The organism is Caloramator sp. Dgby_cultured_2, assembly GCF_028872215.1.
GTDB classification, from domain to species: domain Bacteria; phylum Bacillota; class Clostridia; order Clostridiales; family Caloramatoraceae; genus Caloramator; species Caloramator australicus.
In genome coordinates this window covers 2,526,155-2,543,987 of sequence record NZ_CP118396.1, presented here as the reverse complement: position 1 = coordinate 2,543,987, position 17,833 = coordinate 2,526,155, and the positions used below count along the sequence as shown (strand labels likewise).

At 34.2% G+C, this 17,833-nt stretch carries 16 protein-coding genes, 2 tRNA genes, 6 pseudogenes and 1 other annotated feature; of the genes and pseudogenes, 4 read left to right on the top strand and 20 right to left on the bottom strand.

Annotation, left to right across the window (positions count from 1 at the left end; all coding sequences use genetic code 11):
- Positions 1-32: 32 nt before the first annotated feature.
- From PWK10_RS19115 to PWK10_RS17775, 8 genes and pseudogenes are all read right to left on the bottom strand, one after another.
- Positions 33-590 carry a hypothetical protein gene (locus tag PWK10_RS19115; RefSeq protein ID WP_342455572.1) on the bottom strand — a complete coding sequence of 186 codons (558 nt, stop codon included), beginning with the start codon at positions 588-590 and terminating at the stop codon, positions 33-35.
- A 177-nt stretch (positions 591-767) separates the two neighbouring features.
- A pseudogene (asnS, locus tag PWK10_RS17805) lies at positions 768-2,158 on the bottom strand (asparagine--tRNA ligase).
- A 53-nt stretch (positions 2,159-2,211) separates the two neighbouring features.
- Positions 2,212-2,446: a binding site (T-box leader), on the bottom strand.
- Positions 2,447-2,686: 240 nt separating this feature from the next.
- Complete coding sequence (locus tag PWK10_RS17800; protein ID WP_274766951.1) at positions 2,687-3,058, bottom strand: flavodoxin family protein; 372 nt, start codon at positions 3,056-3,058, stop codon at positions 2,687-2,689.
- Positions 3,059-3,090: 32 nt separating this feature from the next.
- Positions 3,091-3,847, bottom strand: a pseudogene (locus PWK10_RS17795) (SDR family oxidoreductase).
- A gap of 156 nt (positions 3,848-4,003) precedes the next feature.
- Positions 4,004-4,079, bottom strand: a tRNA-Pro gene (locus PWK10_RS17790).
- A 55-nt stretch (positions 4,080-4,134) separates the two neighbouring features.
- A tRNA-Pro gene (locus tag PWK10_RS17785) sits at positions 4,135-4,210 on the bottom strand.
- Positions 4,211-4,285: 75 nt separating this feature from the next.
- A pseudogene (locus PWK10_RS17780) lies at positions 4,286-4,916 on the bottom strand (flavodoxin family protein).
- Between the two features lie 165 nt (positions 4,917-5,081).
- The gene (locus PWK10_RS17775) at positions 5,082-5,303 is read right to left on the bottom strand and encodes a hypothetical protein (protein WP_342455571.1); all 222 of its coding nucleotides are present in this window, start codon (positions 5,301-5,303) and stop codon (positions 5,082-5,084) included.
- Between the two features lie 338 nt (positions 5,304-5,641).
- On the opposite strand from PWK10_RS17775, the gene PWK10_RS17770 reads away from it, so the two are divergent.
- A complete protein-coding gene (locus PWK10_RS17770) occupies positions 5,642-5,878 on the top strand; it encodes a PilZ domain-containing protein (protein WP_274766950.1) in 237 nt (78 codons plus the stop codon).
- Positions 5,879-5,899: 21 nt separating this feature from the next.
- Positions 5,900-7,069, top strand: a pseudogene (locus PWK10_RS17765) (class I SAM-dependent rRNA methyltransferase).
- Positions 7,070-7,087: 18 nt separating this feature from the next.
- On the opposite strand, the pseudogene PWK10_RS17760 reads toward PWK10_RS17765, so the two are convergent.
- The 7 genes and pseudogenes from PWK10_RS17760 to PWK10_RS17730 all read right to left on the bottom strand — a co-directional run bounded on the left by PWK10_RS17760 (position 7,088) and on the right by PWK10_RS17730 (position 12,173).
- Positions 7,088-7,788 (bottom strand): annotated as a pseudogene (locus PWK10_RS17760) (2-phosphosulfolactate phosphatase).
- A 47-nt stretch (positions 7,789-7,835) separates the two neighbouring features.
- Positions 7,836-8,636 (bottom strand): substrate-binding domain-containing protein, encoded by an 801-nt coding sequence (locus PWK10_RS17755; RefSeq protein WP_274766949.1) that lies wholly within the window; start codon positions 8,634-8,636, stop codon positions 7,836-7,838.
- A gap of 112 nt (positions 8,637-8,748) precedes the next feature.
- Complete coding sequence (locus PWK10_RS17750; RefSeq protein ID WP_274766948.1) at positions 8,749-8,856, bottom strand: LacI family DNA-binding transcriptional regulator; 108 nt, start codon at positions 8,854-8,856, stop codon at positions 8,749-8,751.
- 9 nt (positions 8,857-8,865) lie between these two features.
- On the bottom strand, positions 8,866-9,792 hold the full coding sequence (locus PWK10_RS17745; RefSeq protein ID WP_274766947.1) for a PucR family transcriptional regulator: 927 nt from the start codon (positions 9,790-9,792) through the stop codon (positions 8,866-8,868).
- A gap of 11 nt (positions 9,793-9,803) precedes the next feature.
- On the bottom strand, positions 9,804-10,913 hold the full coding sequence (locus PWK10_RS17740; RefSeq protein ID WP_274766946.1) for an ABC transporter ATP-binding protein: 1,110 nt from the start codon (positions 10,911-10,913) through the stop codon (positions 9,804-9,806).
- A 279-nt stretch (positions 10,914-11,192) separates the two neighbouring features.
- Positions 11,193-11,678 (bottom strand): hypothetical protein, encoded by a 486-nt coding sequence (locus PWK10_RS17735; protein ID WP_274766945.1) that lies wholly within the window; start codon positions 11,676-11,678, stop codon positions 11,193-11,195.
- A gap of 108 nt (positions 11,679-11,786) precedes the next feature.
- Positions 11,787-12,173, bottom strand: a complete 387-nt coding sequence (locus tag PWK10_RS17730; RefSeq protein WP_274766944.1) for a hypothetical protein — start codon at positions 12,171-12,173, stop codon at positions 11,787-11,789.
- A gap of 246 nt (positions 12,174-12,419) precedes the next feature.
- On the opposite strand from PWK10_RS17730, the gene PWK10_RS17725 reads away from it, so the two are divergent.
- Positions 12,420-12,707 carry a hypothetical protein gene (locus PWK10_RS17725; RefSeq protein WP_274766943.1) on the top strand — a complete coding sequence of 96 codons (288 nt, stop codon included), beginning with the start codon at positions 12,420-12,422 and terminating at the stop codon, positions 12,705-12,707.
- A gap of 17 nt (positions 12,708-12,724) precedes the next feature.
- Positions 12,725-13,066, top strand: a complete 342-nt coding sequence (locus PWK10_RS17720; RefSeq protein ID WP_274766942.1) for a hypothetical protein — start codon at positions 12,725-12,727, stop codon at positions 13,064-13,066.
- 365 nt (positions 13,067-13,431) lie between these two features.
- Here PWK10_RS17720 and PWK10_RS17715 read toward each other — a convergent pair whose 3' ends face one another.
- The 5 genes and pseudogenes from PWK10_RS17715 to PWK10_RS17695 all read right to left on the bottom strand — a co-directional run bounded on the left by PWK10_RS17715 (position 13,432) and on the right by PWK10_RS17695 (position 17,831).
- On the bottom strand, positions 13,432-13,692 hold the full coding sequence (locus PWK10_RS17715) for a glycosyl hydrolase family 65 protein (protein ID WP_342455833.1): 261 nt from the start codon (positions 13,690-13,692) through the stop codon (positions 13,432-13,434).
- Positions 13,693-13,737: 45 nt separating this feature from the next.
- Positions 13,738-15,632: pseudogene (locus PWK10_RS17710) on the bottom strand (glycoside hydrolase family 65 protein); the annotation flags it as partial.
- Complete coding sequence (locus tag PWK10_RS17705) at positions 15,629-15,751, bottom strand: hypothetical protein (RefSeq protein WP_274766940.1); 123 nt, start codon at positions 15,749-15,751, stop codon at positions 15,629-15,631. The pseudogene PWK10_RS17710 and the gene PWK10_RS17705, both read right to left, overlap by 4 nt.
- 53 nt (positions 15,752-15,804) lie before the next feature.
- A complete protein-coding gene (locus PWK10_RS17700) occupies positions 15,805-16,923 on the bottom strand; it encodes a sugar ABC transporter substrate-binding protein (RefSeq protein WP_274766938.1) in 1,119 nt (372 codons plus the stop codon).
- 158 nt (positions 16,924-17,081) lie between these two features.
- The gene (locus tag PWK10_RS17695) at positions 17,082-17,831 is read right to left on the bottom strand and encodes a carbohydrate ABC transporter permease (RefSeq protein WP_274766937.1); all 750 of its coding nucleotides are present in this window, start codon (positions 17,829-17,831) and stop codon (positions 17,082-17,084) included.
- Between the last annotated feature and the right edge of the window lie 2 nt (positions 17,832-17,833).

Sequence of the window (17,833 nt, the reverse complement as noted above, 5' to 3'; positions counted from 1 at the left end):
GTAATTTCCTTCTAATTTATTTGCAAATTCCTTTAACCTTTCCATATTCCTTGCAACAAGGAACATATTTTTGCCTCCGGCAATAAAAGTTCTGCACAAACCTTTCCAATGGATCCTGTTGCACCTACTACAGCAACATTGCATTCATCTAAGTATTTACCCATAATATCAACTGCCTTTTTGGTTGCTTCAACAGCTGTTGCAACGGTTAAACTATTTCCAGATGTTACCGCGATGTTTACGTTTTCAGCGATTGTTATTCCTGCATCCCCAACAACCGATGTTAAAGCCCCAAGGCCTACAATGTCAACATCCAATTTTTCTGCCATCTTTGCCGCCCTTATTATTCTTTTTAAAACATAGTCTTCAGGTAAGGATAACATCTGATTTGATGTTAAAGGAACTGCAATAAAATAACCTTCAGTTTCTGAAAGCTCACTTTTTATCCCTGTTATTTTAGATATTTTTATAGGAGGTAAAAATTTTATTATCCTCTCAACATTTTTTTCTGAAAGATTTTTTAGAAACTTAAATTTTCTGCTAACATCAGTATATTCAATTGGATGAATAATAAAGGCAAATCTTTTCATCCCAACCCCTCCATTGGTGCACAATTTGTGCACGTCTTTTAATAATATTTTAAGTCCTTTTACCATTATTTTCAAGTATATTATATAAATAAAAACACCTTTTTAGACTTTTCATCTAAAAAGGTGTTGGTAAATTATAGTAATGTCAAAAAGTCAAAATGTCAAGTGCCTGTCACTTTAGAATTCTGCATTTCTTGGAGTTCTTGGGAATGGGATAACGTCCCTTATGTTGCTCATCCCTGTTAGATACATTATCATTCTTTCAAAACCAAGGCCATATCCTGCGTGCTTTGTTCCACCGTATTTTCTAAGTTCTAGATACCACCAGTAGTCCTCCTCTTTCATTCCAAGCTCTCTTATTCTATTTAAAAGCACATCGTATCTTTCTTCCCTTTGGCTTCCTCCGATTATCTCTCCAACTCCAGGAACCAAAAGGTCTGCAGCTGCAACAGTCTTTCCATCATCATTCAATCTCATATAGAAGGCCTTTATATCCTTTGGATAATTAGTTACAAATACTGGCTTTTTAAATATTTTTTCTGTGATATATCTTTCATGTTCTGTTTGTAGGTCGCATCCCCATTCAACTGGGAATTGGAAGTTCTCTCCTGACTTTTTCAAAAGCTCTATTGCTTCTGTGTATGTTATTCTTGCAAATTCTGAATTAACAACATTATTTAATCTTTCAAATAATGTATTGTCAATGAAATTATTGAAAAACTCCATCTCCTCTGGGCAATTTTCAAGAACATAGCTGATTATATATTTAACCATATCCTCTGCAAGGTCCATGTAATCGTTAAGATCAGCAAAGGCGATCTCTGGCTCAATCATCCAAAACTCCGATGCATGTCTTGGTGTATTTGAATTTTCTGCTCTAAAGGTTGGTCCAAAGGTATAAACCTTTTTAAAGGCAAGGGCATAAACTTCTGCTTCTAATTGTCCTGAAACTGTAAGATTTGTTTCCTTGCCAAAAAGTCTTCAGAAAAATCAATTGAACCATCTTCCTTTCTTGGAAGATTATTAAGATCAAGGGTAGTTACTCTAAACATTTGTCCTGCGCCTTCGCAGTCGCTTCCTGTTATTATTGGAGTATGAACATAAACAAAGCCTCTTTCTTGGAAGAACTTATGAATAGCATAGGCTGCAACTGACCTTACCCTAAATACTGCTGAAAAGGTATTGCTCCTTGGTCTTAGGTGGGCTATAGTCCTTAGGTATTCAAAGGAATGCTTTTTCTTTTGTAGCGGATAATCAGAATGGGAATATCCTTCAACTACTATCCTATCCGCATGAACTTCAAAGGGCTGCTTTGCACCAGGTGTTTCAACTAACTTACCTTCCACAGTTATTGATGAACTAATGGGAAGCTTTTCAATTTCCTTAAAATTATCTAGTTTTTCGTCAAATACAATTTGAAGATTTTTAAAGAAGGTTCCGTCATTAAGCTCAATAAATCCAAAGCTTTTAGAACTTCTAACTGTTCTTATCCAGCCGCTAACTTTAACCTCTTGATTTAGATACTTTTCTTGATGTCTATAAAGTTCCTTTACTTCAACCTCAAACATGTTTATCCTCCCTTTCCTGTATATTTTTCCAAATTAAAAAGCCCTTCATCCCTAAATGGGACGAAAGGCTTAACTTCCGCGGTGCCACCCAAATTGCCAAAATGGCCTCTTTGAAGGTACTAACATACCCCCTGGATTTAACGTTCCAGCCACGTCTTAGCCTACTCTCTATCGATTTCGGTAAGAAACTCCGGGATGTTCTTCAATATGGGCTTCGTATCGGTCTTCCACCGCCACCGACTCGCTATGACTACTTCCCATATCTACTCTTCCCATCATAGTCTTTTAATATTTATATAAAATTATAATATTTGATATTAGTATTGTCAAATAAAAGTAGAAATTATGATAAAATAATTATAGCTTTACATTAAACCCTACAGAACTATATTATCCCTTTATCTTTGGGGTGCAATAAACAAGGGGCTCATATGAGCCCCTTGAGCCAATTCTCTATTCTTTTTTCAACTTCTATTTTATTTTTTATAAAAGAATCCTTAAAGCCAATTTCATCAGAAATAATCAAATTCATTTTTTAGTGAAATATTCATAAGCCTTTTTCTCGTCCGCTGCAAAGGTTGAAAATAGGTATATCTTCTTCTCATTAAAAGGATGATTTTCAATAAAAGATAGGACATATGGACAAGGTCTTCCTGCCCAAATTGGAGTCCCTAAAAATATAGTATCGTAAAGCTCCCAATTAGGCACCCTCTCAACCTCCGGCCTTTCACCAAAAAGGGACATCTTGCCACCATAAAAGAACTTCCAAAATCCTTTATACTTGAACTCTTTTAAGGGCTTTATCTTTATAATTTCAAATCCTGTCCTTTCAGTAATCTTATTTGCCACAAACTCAGTATTTCCATCAAGGGAAAAATAAACAACAGCACCTTTTGTCATAATAAGACCTTCTTTCTATGAATTATTTATTTTTAAACATAAATCATTTTCCTTGTCATGCCTCCATCAACTATGAAATTTGCACCTGTTATGAAGGAATTTTGTGGATCGATTAAAAATAAAACTAGCGATGCTATATCATCCTCGTTGCCAACTCTTCCTGCTGGGTGTTGCTTATGGTCCATTTCCGTTAAATTTGCAATATATCGTTGGCTTTGCTTCTTAAGGTGACTAACTTCAATCCATCCTGGACTTATGCAGTTTACCCTTACATCCGGTCCAAGGCTTATGGCCAGGGCATGGGTTAGGGCAAATACTCCCCTTTGATGCTGAATAGGCCTCGGTATTCGATTCCGACATGAAGGCCCTTGTTGAAGCTATGTTTATTATGGAACCTTTTCTTTCTTTTATGTAGGGTGCACAGTATTTTGAACACAAAAATGCACCAGTTAAGTTTACTCCAATTACCCTGTTCCACTCATCAAGGCTAAGTTCTGTTATAGACTTATTTATTGAAATTGCAGCGTTGTTTATTAAAACGTCAATTCCACCGAAATTTTTTACCGTTTCTTTAATAAGTTTTTTAACATCATCCTCCTTCGATACATCGCAGTGAATAAATTTAATGTTGCCTAATGAGCTCAATTCCCTTTCCGTTTCTTCTCCTGCCTCTTTATCTATTTCTGCAATTATGACGTTATAATTTTCTTTTAATAGTCTTTTAGCTATTCCCTTTCCTATTCCTTGACCTCCACCCGTTATAATTGCTGTTCTTTTATGATTATCCATATCGCCACCTCACATTTTTTATCTCTTACTAAATTTATTCTCCATAATGTGTTTATTTCCTACCAATATATAAAAATTTTTAGTCATTTAAGTAAATAAAATTCTTAATAAGTGAAAGTAAAAAAGACCTGTAAGCTATAAAGCCACAGGCCATTTTGGTCGGGGCGACAGGACTCGAACCTGCGACCTTATGGTCCCGAACCACACGCGCTACCACCTGCGCTACGCCCCGGTAAAAATTTCCTTATGAGATTATAAAATAAGGTTTAGCCTTAAGGCTAAACCTATGGTCGGGGTGACAGGGATTGAACCTGCGACCTCATGGTCCCAAACCACGCGCGCTCCCATCTGCGCCACACCCCGCTATCGACAAAATAAATTATAAGACATTTTTTTATTTTTTCAAGTGTTTTTTGTGGAATTTTTGCCTATTTAGTATCAGCGAACAAAATTAGTAAAAATCTTTTTCTCCTTTTCAGGCTCAAGGACTATACCTTCTCCACTCTTTTTAATTTCAAAAGCCATGCCATGTTTTTGCCAAGGATCCTCATTATCTGAACTCCCTCTTCATCCTGATAAACTTCCCCAGGTTTTGCACCATGAATTACATTCCAATAGTTTGTCGTTGGAATGAGCATTTCTGAATAAAGAAGATAATTGTTAAGCTGTTCAAAGGTTGTAACCCCACCTGAACGTCTCACAGCAACTACTGAAGCTCCTACTTTATGCCTAAAAAGCCCTCCATTTGCTGATGCAACATAAAAGGCTCTGTCTAAAAAGGCCTTCATGGTTGCAGCAATGCCGGAATAGTGAACTGGTGAGCCTAAAATTATCCCATCAGCGTTTTTCATCTTTTGAATCCATTCATTTACCTCATCATCCGTTATGCATCTTTCATTTTTATTTTTGTAGCACATCCCGCAGGCTATGCAGCCTCTTATAATTTTATCTCCAACATGGACTATTTCAACTTCAATTCCTTCCTTTTCAAGTTCATCTGCTACAATTTTTATAGCATGATATGTATTTCCTTCCTTTTTGGGCTTCCGTTAAAGGCAACAACCTTCATACACCTTCCCCTTTCTTTTTCTTAAATTATACCAAGAAGGATATATAAATTCAATAAAGTCAAAAATATAGGGCACTTTTTAGATTTTTCATCTAAAAGTGCCACATATATTAGGCGTTACTTTTTGAAATTGAGATCAACCATTGTCTGGTGAATGGGTTTTATTTATGGGTTGATAGGCTTAAGACTTTTTTCCTCCACACCACGCCTTGGAACACATGAAGCAATAAACCCTATAAGAACAGATTGAACTGCTGGGGCAATATAATTTAAGTATTTTTGATATCTTAAAGAGTAGACTATTAAAGCTGTTATTACGTTTATTATAACCGTAACTAAAAAAGATAAATTACAAACCTTGAAAAGGAGCTTATATATTTTTCCCATATCCTATGTCTTTTCTCGCCGGGTATTAATTTAGAAAACAAAAAGAAGGTAACAAGAACAATTAGTATATCTACTGCAAGCATTATAAAAAAGTTTTAACTCCTAAATAGTTCGTCATAAAATCCCTCCATTCTAATTTTATTTTTTACAATTTTTTATATTTAATGTATATTGTTTCTCATGTATAATAAAAATATAGATAGGGATTGGGGTGGTTATATGGATTATAAAGAACGTAGAAAATTTGAAAGGGTCAAAATGGACTGTCAAATTCTATATCCTACCTTAATTTTAAATAATGAAAAAGAACTTTTCTTGATGATAATGCTAAGCTTTATGTGTGTGATATTTCTGAAGCTGGTATATGTGTAAGGTCAAATTTCTTTATTCCAAATGAAAGCTTTCTATCATTTTATTTTAGAATAGAGGATAATATACCATTTAGAGTATTGGTAAAAATCGTCTGGACTAAAGTTGAAGATGGAGAATATATTGCAGGTGGTGAGTTTATAGCACTAAAATCTGAGGAAATGATGATTATTAGAGATTATGTAAATAAACATAAAAATAATTAAAAAACAAATGGAGGAATCTTCATGGCAAAGGTCTTTCTAAAATCTAAAAAAGGATTAAGAGCTGAAATGGGGCACCCTTGGATTTTTTCTGGTGAAATCGATAAAATAGAAGGCGATTTTGAAAACGGAGATATAGTTGAAGTTTACAATTTTAAAGGCAAATTTATAGGCAAAGGTTACATAAACACTAAATCCCAGATTACAGTAAGAATACTAACAAGAAACAAAGATGAAGAAATAAACGAAGATTTCTTCAGAAGAAGAATTTTAGAGGCCTGGAACTATCGCAAAAAGGTTATAGAAACCACATGCTGTAGAGTAGTGTTTGGTGAGGCTGATTTTCTTCCTGCCCTTATCGTTGATAAATATAGCGATTATCTTGTTGTCCAAACCCTTGCCCTTGGAATTGATAAATACAAAGATATTATAGTAAAAGTTTTAAAGGAAATCTTCAATCCAAAGGGCATATATGAAAGGAACGACGTTCCTGTTAGGGAACTTGAGGGGCTTAATCAACAAAAGGGATTTTTAACAGAACCCTTTGATACTACAATAATTACCGAAGAAAATGGCGTTAAATTCTATGTTGACATAGAAAACGGCCAAAAGACAGGTTACTTCCTAGATCAAAAGGAAAATAGAGCTGCCATTAAGGACATTGTAAAGGATGCTGATGTTTTAGGCTGTTTTTGCCATACCGGCTCATTTTCCCTGCATGCCGCAAGATATGGTGCAAAAGTGTTCTTGGAATAGATATTTCTGAACATGCCGTTGAATTTGCAAGAAAAAATGCTGAACTTAATGGGTTCCAGGATATATGTAAATTTGAAGCCCACAATGCCTTTGATGTTCTTCACCCATGGTCAAAGGAAGGAAGAAAATTCGATGTAGTTATCCTTGACCCACCAGCCTTTACAAAGAGTAAAGATACAGTAGAAAGTGCAATGAGGGGATACAAAGAAATAAACTTAAGAGCCATGAAGCTTTTAAAACCCGGAGGATTTTTGGTAACAGCTTCTTGTTCACATCATTTAACCCCAGAGCTTTTTATCAAGTTATCATGGATGCTGCAATAGATGCCAAAAAACTATAAGGCAAGTTGAATATAGGACCCAATCCAAGGACCATCCAATCCTTTGGAACTCCGGTGAAACCCTATACTTAAAATTCCTTATACTTCAAATAATATAGGCTGCATACAATGCAGCCTTATATTTTTACTATCCTTCCATCCTTAAAAACAGGAACCACATCCAATATATCTTCCATAAAGCAATATTCTATATCCTCTTTACAACCTATAGAAATCAAATAATTATAATGTCCCGCATATTTTACATATTCTAATATTTTTCCTTTATAATCCCTATAGGCAATATAAGCAGCAGTTGATATATCATCAATATTGCAATTCCCAAGTTTTAAAAATTCATATATTATTTTCCCTGCACATATAAAATCATCTAAAGAAAGCTTACCATAAGTTCCTGCACAAACTATGGCAATATCCCTTTTATCCTCGAATACTTTTTTACAAGAGCCTTTCCATTCAGCATGCACCCAATATAGATATTTTTAGCATTAAAGGATTTATATATTGCTCTTGTTCCATTTGAGGTCGTAAAAACAATATTCTTGCCCTCCACAAATTCCCTTTTATATTCTAAGGGTGAATTTCCAAAATCAAAACCATCGATTTTAAGTCCCCTTCTTTCACCACCTAAAAGATATCCTTCTTCCTTAAACTTTAATGCATCCTCCACCTCTAATACTGGAAAAACAGTTGCACCGTTATATATAGCTGTTGTAATAACCGATGTAGCTCTTAAAACGTCTATTACAATTACATCTTTATCCCTTAAAAATTCCTTATCAACATCGTTTACGGAAGGAAACAAAGCGATATTCACATTATCATCTCCTTAAAGTAAGCAAAAACCCCTTTAAAGGGGTTACATTATTTTGCCTTATAATTTGTTACTGATTTTCTTGATATTAGTTTTGTTTCAACTATAATTTTCTGTTTTTCTTCATTTCTTCCCATTATTTCGTCGATAACAAGCCTTGCTGCTTCGAATCCTAACTTATATGCATTGATATCAACAGAACTTAACGGCGGAGTTGCATGTTCTGCAAGGGGTATATTGTTAAAGCTCAATATAGATATATCCTGAGGAACCTTAAAACCAAGTTCTCTTGCAGCCCTTATAGCACCAAAGGCCATTAAATCATCTGTAACAAGAACAGCTGTAGGTGGCTTAGGACTTGACAAAATTATCTTCATACAATCATATCCACCCTGCTGAACGAAATCGCTGGAGGTCAATAAACCTTCATCAAGTTCTATTTTATTCTCAATTAATGCCTTTTTGTAGCCTTCAAATCGGTCTAATGAAACGACAAGATTTAAAGAACCGTTAATGAGCCCAATCCTTCTATGTCCCTTTTTTATTAAAAAGTTTGTTGCTTCATAGGCAGATTTAACATTATCATTATCTACAAAATTTATATTTTCATCATTATAGGGCCTTCCTATCATCGAAAAAGGAAGGTTAAGCTCCATAACTTTGTTTAAAATAGCATCGTTTACCCTCGAATACATCAAAATAAGCCCATCTACTCTTCCACCAAAAACAATGGAATTTAAAGATTCCATCTGCTCCTTTTCTGTATTGCCTGTAGTAAGAAGCAGGCAATATTCTTCATCATGGGCACACTTTGCAATGCCTCTTAGCGCCTCTGGAAAGAAGGGATTCAAAAGACATGTTCAGCAGAACGTGGCATAACTATTCCTATAGTTTTTGTCGTCTTGTTTACAAGGCTTCTTGCTATAGCATTAGGATGATATCCTAATTCCTTCATCGCCAGCCTTACCTTTTCCTTAGTTTTTCACTTATCCTTGGACTGTCCGATATTACTCTTGATACCGTCGATGGGGATACTCCAGCTTTTTCTGCTACATCCTTTATTGTAACCATTACCTTCCCCTACTTTCTTTTTAATTTAAAAATAGAAATAACGGTCCTAAATACAACAGCCTCTTCAAATTTTTTAATATCAAGTCCTGTTATAGCCTTAATCTTTTCAATTCTATAAAGAAGCGTATTTCTATGAAGATACAGCCTTCTCGATGCCTCACTTATATTAAGATGGCACCTAAAGAGCTCTTCTGCTGTATTTATAAGCTCTTTATCTCTGTATACATCATAAAAATTTTCATACCCGCCATTTAGATAAAAATCTATTTTAGACATATCACCCTCAGAAATTATACCATAAAGAATCATTTTATCAATATGGAATATTCCTTCATTGTATCCTAAATTTTTCGCAAGAAGACAGGATGTTTTAGCATGAATAGCTGAATTTTTTATAGTATAATCACCCTTTACTTGTCTTCCCGAGCCTATTATTACATTATTAGCACCTTCCTGCTTTAACTCCTCAAGAATGGATTCTGCTTCCTCTTCAAAATTTTCAATTTCTTTTACTATATAAATGCCCTCGTCATCCTTTACAAGTTCTGCCTCGTAACCATCGTAAATACTTTCTACTATATTGAAATACTTAATAGGGCACATTATATACATCGTCGTTTTATTTAAAAACTTTCCTATTAGCTTTTCTTTAGGAACATCGTTTTTTAGAATATATTCAAGAGGCTGCAGAACATCTGCAGCCTCTTTATTTTTATAAAAACTAAAATAAAGCTTTACAAGGTTACAGGCATCCTGCGATAATTTACCTTTAATTGATAATATATTATCGCCTATCCTAATAAAGGTAAAGTCACCGATTTCTATATCATCAACGTCCTTAAACCCTATATCTTTTCCTTCTTTGAGATTGCCATTTATATCGTATAACCCAATTTCATATCCTAAGGCCAAATATAAATCATCGCAGAATGACATAAATATCCTCCTTAGCAAATAGCAAGTTCAGTTTCTTTGTCAAAAACGTGCATCTTGTTCATATCTATAGCAAGTTTTATAGTTTCATCAACCTTTGCCTTACTTGTTGGCTCAACTCTTGCTGTTATATTCTTGCCTTCGCATACAACATAAAGATATGTTTCAGCACCCATGTGCTCAATAACCTCTACCTTAGCCTCAATTATGCTTTCCTTATGTGCAGTTATGAAATCTGTGCTATCATCTATATGTTCTGGTCTTATACCAAAGATTACTTCCTTACCAATATAGCCCTTTTCTTCAATAACCTTTGCCTTATCCTGTGGAATAGGGAGCTTTACATTGCCAAATACAATGAATAAATTATCTCCTTCTTTAACAATCTTTGCATCGATAAAGTTCATCTGTGGGCTTCCAATAAATCCGGCAACAAATAGGTTTGCAGGATGTTCATAAATGTCCTGTGGTGCAGCAATTTGCTGAATTACTCCATCCTTTATTACAACTATCTTTGTTCCCATCGTCATAGCTTCTGTTTGGTCATGGGTAACATATATAAATGTAGTATTTAATCTCTTATGAAGCTTTGAAATTTCTGTTCTCATTTGAACTCTTAATTTTGCATCAAGGTTTGATAGAGGCTCATCCATTAAGAATACCTTAGGCTCTCTAACTATTGCTCTTCCAAGGGCAACTCTTTGTCTTTGTCCACCTGATAGAGCCTTTGGCTTTCTATCTAAAAGATGTTCAATATCAAGTATTCTTGCAGCTTCTCTAACCTTTTTATCGATTACATCCTTGGGAACTTTCCTTAACTTTAATCCAAAGGCCATGTTTTCATAAGCAGTCATATGTGGATAAAGAGCATAGTTTTGGAAAACCATTGCAATATCTCTATCCTTTGGTGCAACATCGTTCATTAGCTTGTCTCCAATGTAAAGCTCACCTGATGAAATTTCTTCAAGGCCTGCAATCATTCTTAAAGTTGTTGATTTTCCACATCCTGAAGGTCCAACAAGAACTACGAATTCCTTATCTTCAATTTCTAAATTACAATCTTTAACTGCAGTAACATTACCTGGATAAACTTTATAAACATTCTTTAATACAACTTTAGCCATAAAGATCCCCTTAAATATAAGACTTTAATAACATCATAGCATACAAAAAAGGACCTTAAATATATAAGGTATATGAATAAAATATGCAATTTAAACAAAGTTATATTACCTTATGAATCCTTTGGGAATTCTTTTGTTTTGCTTTATCACAATTTTTGCAGGCACAAAAAACTAAAAAAATTTTTAAGCTTCTTTTTAAATCTTAGCCATTTGAAATTAATAATTTTAACTTCATTCCCCCTATTCATAAACCCACCCCAATTTTTTTCTTTATTTATATTATACTTTGAAATTTTTAAAATTCCAATCAAAATTGTTTGATTTGTCTGAATTTTTATTTTCAATGTCAAAAATCCAGTCTCCCTTAAGTCTTTTTTCCTCATCCGTTGCATTAGCCTTTACATCGACGCTAAAGGCAAATTCCTTTTCAGATATAAAAAAGGGGTCCCTTAAAGAAAAAACATCACCTTTAAATTGAGAATTTAGGGGCATGTCGATACTTGAACCATCTTCACTGTTATATGCTTTAATTTCCCTTTTTCCCTTTTCATCCTCAATCTCAACTAAAAACTTTTTACCATCCGGTGAAAAGGCTATTAAATTTATTACCTTACCAAGGAAATAATCTATGGACTTTATTTTTACCTCCCTTTTTCCCTCCTCCTCCTGTCCTTCCTGTTGTGCCTGCTGGGCAGCTTGCCCCTCCTGTTGACCCTGCTCACCTCCTTGAGATACCTTAAAGGTTTCCTCCTCAAGGTTTACCATCCCCAAAAAGAATCCTTATCAATGCTTGATATGACAATCATGTCCCCTTCGGGGGAGGATGCACAAGGACCAAATCTTTTTTAGGGACTTTAAACTTTTGTTCAGGAGTTAGCATGTTTTGAGCAGATGTAAAATTGGGTAAATCCTCAAGGGAGATAATAGCTTCAGCCTTAGACTTTTCATCTTCTTTTTATAAAGAATATTTCCCTTTGCAAAATACTCAGTAGATTTATCCTTTTTAATTTCATCTATCATAAGTTTGCTATCCTTAGTAATTATTTTATATTTGAAAACATCCTCAGAAAAGTAAGGAAAGTTAGAATAAGAACTAAATATATGGACTGTAAACTCATCTTCATTAAAGCCTTCCTTTTCTATTTTATAAGCAACTGGTCTTGGATTTTCCTGTTTAGGAAGTTCCTTATAGTTTTCCCTAAGCTTAGGGCTATAGTAGGATAGCATCGCATTTATATCTCTTTGCATTGCGTGGAACATGTAATTATTTAAAAACTCCTCTGCACTTTTTTGTCCAGTTTGTCACTTTTTACTTCAGTTTTATTAGTATCTGATTTCTCATTCTTATCGGGGCAGCCAACTAGAAAAAATATGGACAATAGTAAAAATATCGCTATAATCCTTTTCATATCATCACCTACCTTTTTTATTTATTTTTCCTCAAAGGATTCATTATTATTAGGTTTTTTCATAAATATAGTTTTGTAATAATATTAAGGTGATAAAATGAACATATTAAAGATCGCCTTTGTGTTTGTTGGAACGATTATAGGTGCTGGCCTTGCTTCCGGTCAGGAGATACTGCAATTTTTTACTGTTTATGGAGTCGATGGTTTTTGGGGAATATTTTTATGTTTATTTTTATATATGTTTTTTTCAATAATAATCATCGAATTATCTAATAAATATAAATTTAAATCATATAAGGATTTTTTAGATTTTGTATTTGGGAAATTTTCATTCTTGAGCGATTCTATTTATACTTTTTTGTGTTTTCCAGTAATGTTATTATGATTTCAGGTTCTGCGACGATGCTCTATGAATATTTCCATATCGATAAAAGATTTGCTGTAATATTGGTTTGTATAGTTGTGCTTTTAATCTCCCTCTTTTCAACAAAGGGTATTATTGAATTTAACTCCTTAGTTGTTCCCTTTTCAACAATCAACATAATAATACTTGGAATCTTAGTCTTTTTCTCGGAAAAGGACACATTTTATCATATCATTGATATCTACAAACCCTTTAAAACAAATTGGATAGTTTCTTCTATTATATATGCCTCCTTCAATATTATGTCTTTAGTTGGAGTATTTACACCAATGATGGAGGAAATAAAAATAAAGGAGCCTTTATTAAAGGCTCCATATTAGGAAGTTTCATATTAACCTTTATAGCACTTATAATAAACTACTCCCTTTTGTGCTATTATCCTCAAAGTTTTAGCAAAGAAGTCCCAAATATATATATTGCAAGATTCTATGGAAAAATACTCCCTATTAATCTTTTGATTGCTATTTGGCTTGAAATGATTTCAACTGAAATTAGCGATATCTATTCCCTTTCAAACAGACTAAAACATCTTTTTAAGCTTAATTATAGCCAGACAGCAATTATAATAATATCAGTTTCAATTCCCTTCGCTTTTATTAGTTTTTCTAGTCTTATAAGACTAATTTATCCTCTTTATGGGGTAATCAGCCTGATTTTTCTTGTCATAAGCAGTCTAAAGGCTATTTTAATTCGCTAAATCTCTTTCGATTTTATCCTCTAGCTGAACTTCTTTATCATACAGCTTAACTTTAATAGGGCTTCCCTTTATTAATTGTAATATTACTTTTTCTTTATTTACATCAACTTTTATAAGTCTTTGTCTATAGTTTATCTTAAATGAATATCTATTCCAATTTTGTGGGATCCTTGGGCTAAATAAAATTTCATCTTCAAAGGCTCTAAATCCTCCAAAACCAGCCACAATACCTAACCATGACCCTGCCATATTAGCTGCATGGATTCCATCCTTTGTATTTCCATGGTGGTCATCAAGGTCCATTCTTGCCGTTCTCATAAAGTAATCATAAGCCTTATCTATATATCCTATATCACAGGCAACAATACTAAAAATGCAGGGAGATAATGAAGAATCATGGGTTGTTACTTTCTCATAGTATTCAAAATCCCTAATTTTTGTTCTTTAGTAAATTTATCGCTGTGTAAATATAGGGCTAAAACCCAGTCAGCCTGTTTACAAACCTGGTGCCTATAAATCACAAGAGGATGGTAGTGCAAAAGTAGAGGGTAATTTTCCTTTGGGGTATTTTCAAAGTCCCAAATTTTCTTGCTAAGGAAGCTATCATCCTGCGGATGGATCTTTAATTTTTCATCATATGGAATATACATATTGTCGGCTGCTTTTTTCCATCTTACTATTTCCTCTTCATCAAGTTCTATTTTTTCTTTTATCCTTTGATATTCATCATTAAAGTTTTTCTTCAAATATTCTGCTACATAGGCTGCAAAACTCAAATGATCCTTTGCCATTAGGTTTGTATATGCGTTGTTGTTAACGATTGCTGTATATTCATCTGGACCTGTAACTCCATCTATACAAAAGCCCTTGCCTTCAACATAATGACCAAGATCCTCAAAAATCCTTGCAGTTTCAAATAGTATCTCTGCCCCATACTTTATTAAAAACTCTTCGTCTAAAGTTGCCTCATAATATTTCTTAATAGCATATGCTATATCAGCATTTATATGATATTGTGCAGTTGAAGCTGGAAAGTAAGCCGAACATTCTTCACCGTTTATTGTTCTCCATGGGAAAAGAGCACCTTTTTCATGGGACATTTGTCTCGCCCTTTCCCTCGCTTTGTCCAAGGTATTATATCTATATTCTAATAATTTTCTGGCTACCTCAGGCTTTGTATATATAAACATTGGGATAATATACATTTCTGTATCCCAAAAATAATGTCCTTCATATCCTTCTCCAGTCAGGCCTTTTGCTCCTATATTTGTTTTTGAATCCTTACCTGTTGATTGAAGAATATGGAACATATTAAATCTTATCCCCTGCTGAAGTTTAGCATCCCCTTCGATCTCAACATCTGCACTTTCCCAAAATCTTTTCATATACTCTATTTGATTTTTCTTGATATTCTCATAACCCATCTTAACTGCCCTTTTTAGCACCCTATCCTTCACATTAAAAATTTCATCATCATAGTCCCTTGTTGTTGTGTAGGATATATATTTAATAAATTCTATTTTTTTCTTTTCAACCCCATTTATTTCGTATTCAATTCCAACTATATATTCATCCTCAATGCTCTTTACTGTATAATCTTGTTCTGTTGTAAATAAATTTTTGGCTGCACATAAAAGTTTAAAGTTAGAATTCTTTGTTTTTGAAAGGATTGAAATTTCGTCATCTTCAATATTTTTTTCTATTATTTCAAGGGATCTTCCAGAAAGTCCCGAACCTACTCTTGGATCATCCTCAGCAGTAAGATTCTTTACGTTTCCATCTATTAACGAAACCAATTTAATTTTTCCACTAAAATTTAAAGGTATAATTGAAACTTTTACTGCTGCAAGGTGCTTATCATCGAAACTTGCCAATCTTTCAAAATTTAATTCCAATTCTTTACCTGTTTTAGTTCTCCATACAGCTTTTCTTTTTAAAACTCCTTCCTTAAGATCCAAAACCCTTTCATAATCTAAAATTTCTGAATCCATCATATTAAATTCTTCATCATCAACATAAATTTTTATAATCTTTGAATTTATGACGTTTAACATAGTCTGACCTATCTCTGGGAAGGCATAGGCCTTTTCTCCATATTTTATTTCATGGGTTTCATAAAAACCGTTTAAATATGTGCCTTCTACTGTATATTTTTTATCCTTTAAGCCTTCTTCAAAATTTCCCCTCATTCCAATATAACCGTTGCCAATTGAGAAAATTGTCTCATTTTTTTGCTGCCCTCTAGATTAAAATTTTTCTCAACTATTTTCCATTCATCTATTAAAAGATCGTTCTTTATTTCATTCATTGCAACATCTCCTTTCTATTAAAATTTGGCATGCCTTAGGGCATGCCAAATTATTACTTACCTGCTTTTTGCTTTGCTTCTTCAATCTTTTGATGATACTTGTCTAATGTAGCCTTAACATCCTTACCGTCGATAACTATTTCCTTTAATGCATCGTTAAGAGCCTTATCAACATCTGCCCAGTAAACAAGGTTTGGTCTTGGTTCAGCAACCTTCATAGCTTCGTTTATAGCATCAAAATATGGCTTTTGCCAATCTTCAACTTGACCATAAGCATCTGTTCTTGCTGATGGCCAGCCGAGCTTTGAAGCAAGTTTTTCTTGAACTTCCTTTGACATTAAGTATTCGATGAACTTAAGAGCAAGTTCCTTGTTTGGTGATCCAACTGGAATACCAAGAACGTCTCCACCAAGGACCTTTGAAGCCTTAACTGGTCCTGAGAATCCACCATAAGCCTTTATTTCCTTCTTTCCGCCATCCTTAACAATTACGTTAACACCAAATGGCCAGTTAGCTGCAAGATACATTGATTCTTCAGCAATAAACCTATTTGTTGTGTTCCAGTCAGCCTTTAATGAGTCTGGTGAAAGGTATGGCCAAAGTTCCTTCAAGAATGTATAAGCCTTAATGCTTCCTTCATCATTAAGAACAAGTGGGTCTCCACCAGCTTGTCTTATGAATTCGAATAATTGAACAGTTGTATTTCCGTCAAATACAGCCTTAATACCTACCTTACCAACGCCTTCTTTTTCCTTTAATGTTTTTGCAACTTGTAATAATTCGTCCCAGTTTGTTGGTGGCTTTAATCCATATTGATTGAACTTAGCTTCATTGTAGAAATTGATTTCAACATTTGGTCTGAATGGGAAGAAATAAAGCTTTCCATCAAATTCACCAACTGTAACAAGTGAAGGAATTATTTCAGCTGGAATTTTGCTTCTAAATTCTGAAATATCTTCAACAAGTCCCTTTTCTACAAGTGGCGCAAGAGCCATGTTATCCTGTGCAATAAGATCAATTTCCATCTTTCCTGCCTGTTTCATTGCTTCTAATTTCTTTACAACGTCCCCTGATTCAACTTGAATAGCTTCAATTTTACAATTGTTTGCTTGTTCGAAGGCTGGGAATATCTCCTCCCTCATAACCTTCCATTCTTCTTCACCAAGACCCATTGTAACTCTTAATGTTGTAGGCTGCTGAGCTTCCTTTTAGCACAGCCTGCAAAGAAACCTGAAACAACAAATAAAGATAAAGCAAGTGCTACAAGTTTTTTAAATTTCATCAAGATTCCCCCTTTTTATATGATTATATTAACTGCCTTAGGCAGTCATTAACCCTTTATAGCTCCCCCAAGGTAATCTGATCTTATATATCTTTGGAGGGCAAATGTAATAATCAATACTGGTATTGTAAGTATCGTTGAGTAGGCTGCCTGTTGGAAGAAACCACCTCTTAAAACGTAGTAATAAATTTGTAGCGGTAATGTCTTTGTTGTAAGAGATAAATAAAGGGCATAAGTAAACTCGTTCCATGAATTAAGCCATGTAAACATAGCTGCAACTGCAAGCCCTGGTGCTGCAACTGGAAGAACTATTTTAAGTAGAGTTCTTATTCTACCTGCACCATCAATTGATGCTGCCTCTTCAAGATCAATCGGAATCGTTTCAAAGGTTGAAACCAATATCCACGCAATAAACGGGAGCTGCTCTATTAAGTGTGCCATAACAAGTCCTAAGTTTGTATCCATAAGGTTCCACTTTAAAAAGGTAACAGATATTGGCAGTGCTATACCTACATTTGGGAACATCCTCGTAAAGAACAAAGTTAGAATTATTGCATATTTTATCTTCCTATCAAATCTAGAAATTGCATAGGAAGCAGGTGCAGCAATAATCAAAGCTAAAATCATAGTAAGTGTCGCAACTATAAAACTCTTATAGAGGGGAGGCCAAAGATTCCCTGATTTAAACACCTGCTCCCAATGTTTAAACTCAAACCTTGTAATTAAAAACTTCGGATGAGATGTTAAAACATCCTCAGGCACAGCAAAGGAAACTCTAAAAAGTATATAAACAGGCACTT

Coding starts and splice junctions, on each gene's coding strand:
- PWK10_RS19115 (WP_342455572.1), bottom strand. CDS start 590: ATGAAAAGATTTGCCTTTATTATTCATCCAATTGAATATACTGATGTT.
- PWK10_RS17800 (WP_274766951.1), bottom strand. CDS start 3,058: ATGACAAAAGGTGCTGTTGTTTATTTTTCCCTTGATGGAAATACTGAG.
- PWK10_RS17775 (WP_342455571.1), bottom strand. CDS start 5,303: ATGGGAAAAATATATAAGCTCCTTTTCAAGGTTTGTAATTTATCTTTT.
- PWK10_RS17750 (WP_274766948.1), bottom strand. CDS start 8,856: ATGGTTACAATAAAGGATGTAGCAGAAAAAGCTGGAGTATCCCCATCG.
- PWK10_RS17745 (WP_274766947.1), bottom strand. CDS start 9,792: ATGTCATTCTGCGATGATTTATATTTGGCCTTAGGATATGAAATTGGG.
- PWK10_RS17740 (WP_274766946.1), bottom strand. CDS start 10,913: ATGGCTAAAGTTGTATTAAAGAATGTTTATAAAGTTTATCCAGGTAAT.
- PWK10_RS17735 (WP_274766945.1), bottom strand. CDS start 11,678: ATGGTAAACCTTGAGGAGGAAACCTTTAAGGTATCTCAAGGAGGTGAG.
- PWK10_RS17730 (WP_274766944.1), bottom strand. CDS start 12,173: ATGTTCCACGCAATGCAAAGAGATATAAATGCGATGCTATCCTACTAT.
- PWK10_RS17725 (WP_274766943.1), top strand. CDS start 12,420: ATGAACATATTAAAGATCGCCTTTGTGTTTGTTGGAACGATTATAGGT.
- PWK10_RS17720 (WP_274766942.1), top strand. CDS start 12,725: ATGCTCTATGAATATTTCCATATCGATAAAAGATTTGCTGTAATATTG.
- PWK10_RS17715 (WP_342455833.1), bottom strand. CDS start 13,692: ATGGCAGGGTCATGGTTAGGTATTGTGGCTGGTTTTGGAGGATTTAGA.
- PWK10_RS17705 (WP_274766940.1), bottom strand. CDS start 15,751: ATGAATGAAATAAAGAACGATCTTTTAATAGATGAATGGAAAATAGTT.
- PWK10_RS17700 (WP_274766938.1), bottom strand. CDS start 16,923: ATGGGTCTTGGTGAAGAAGAATGGAAGGTTATGAGGGAGGAGATATTC.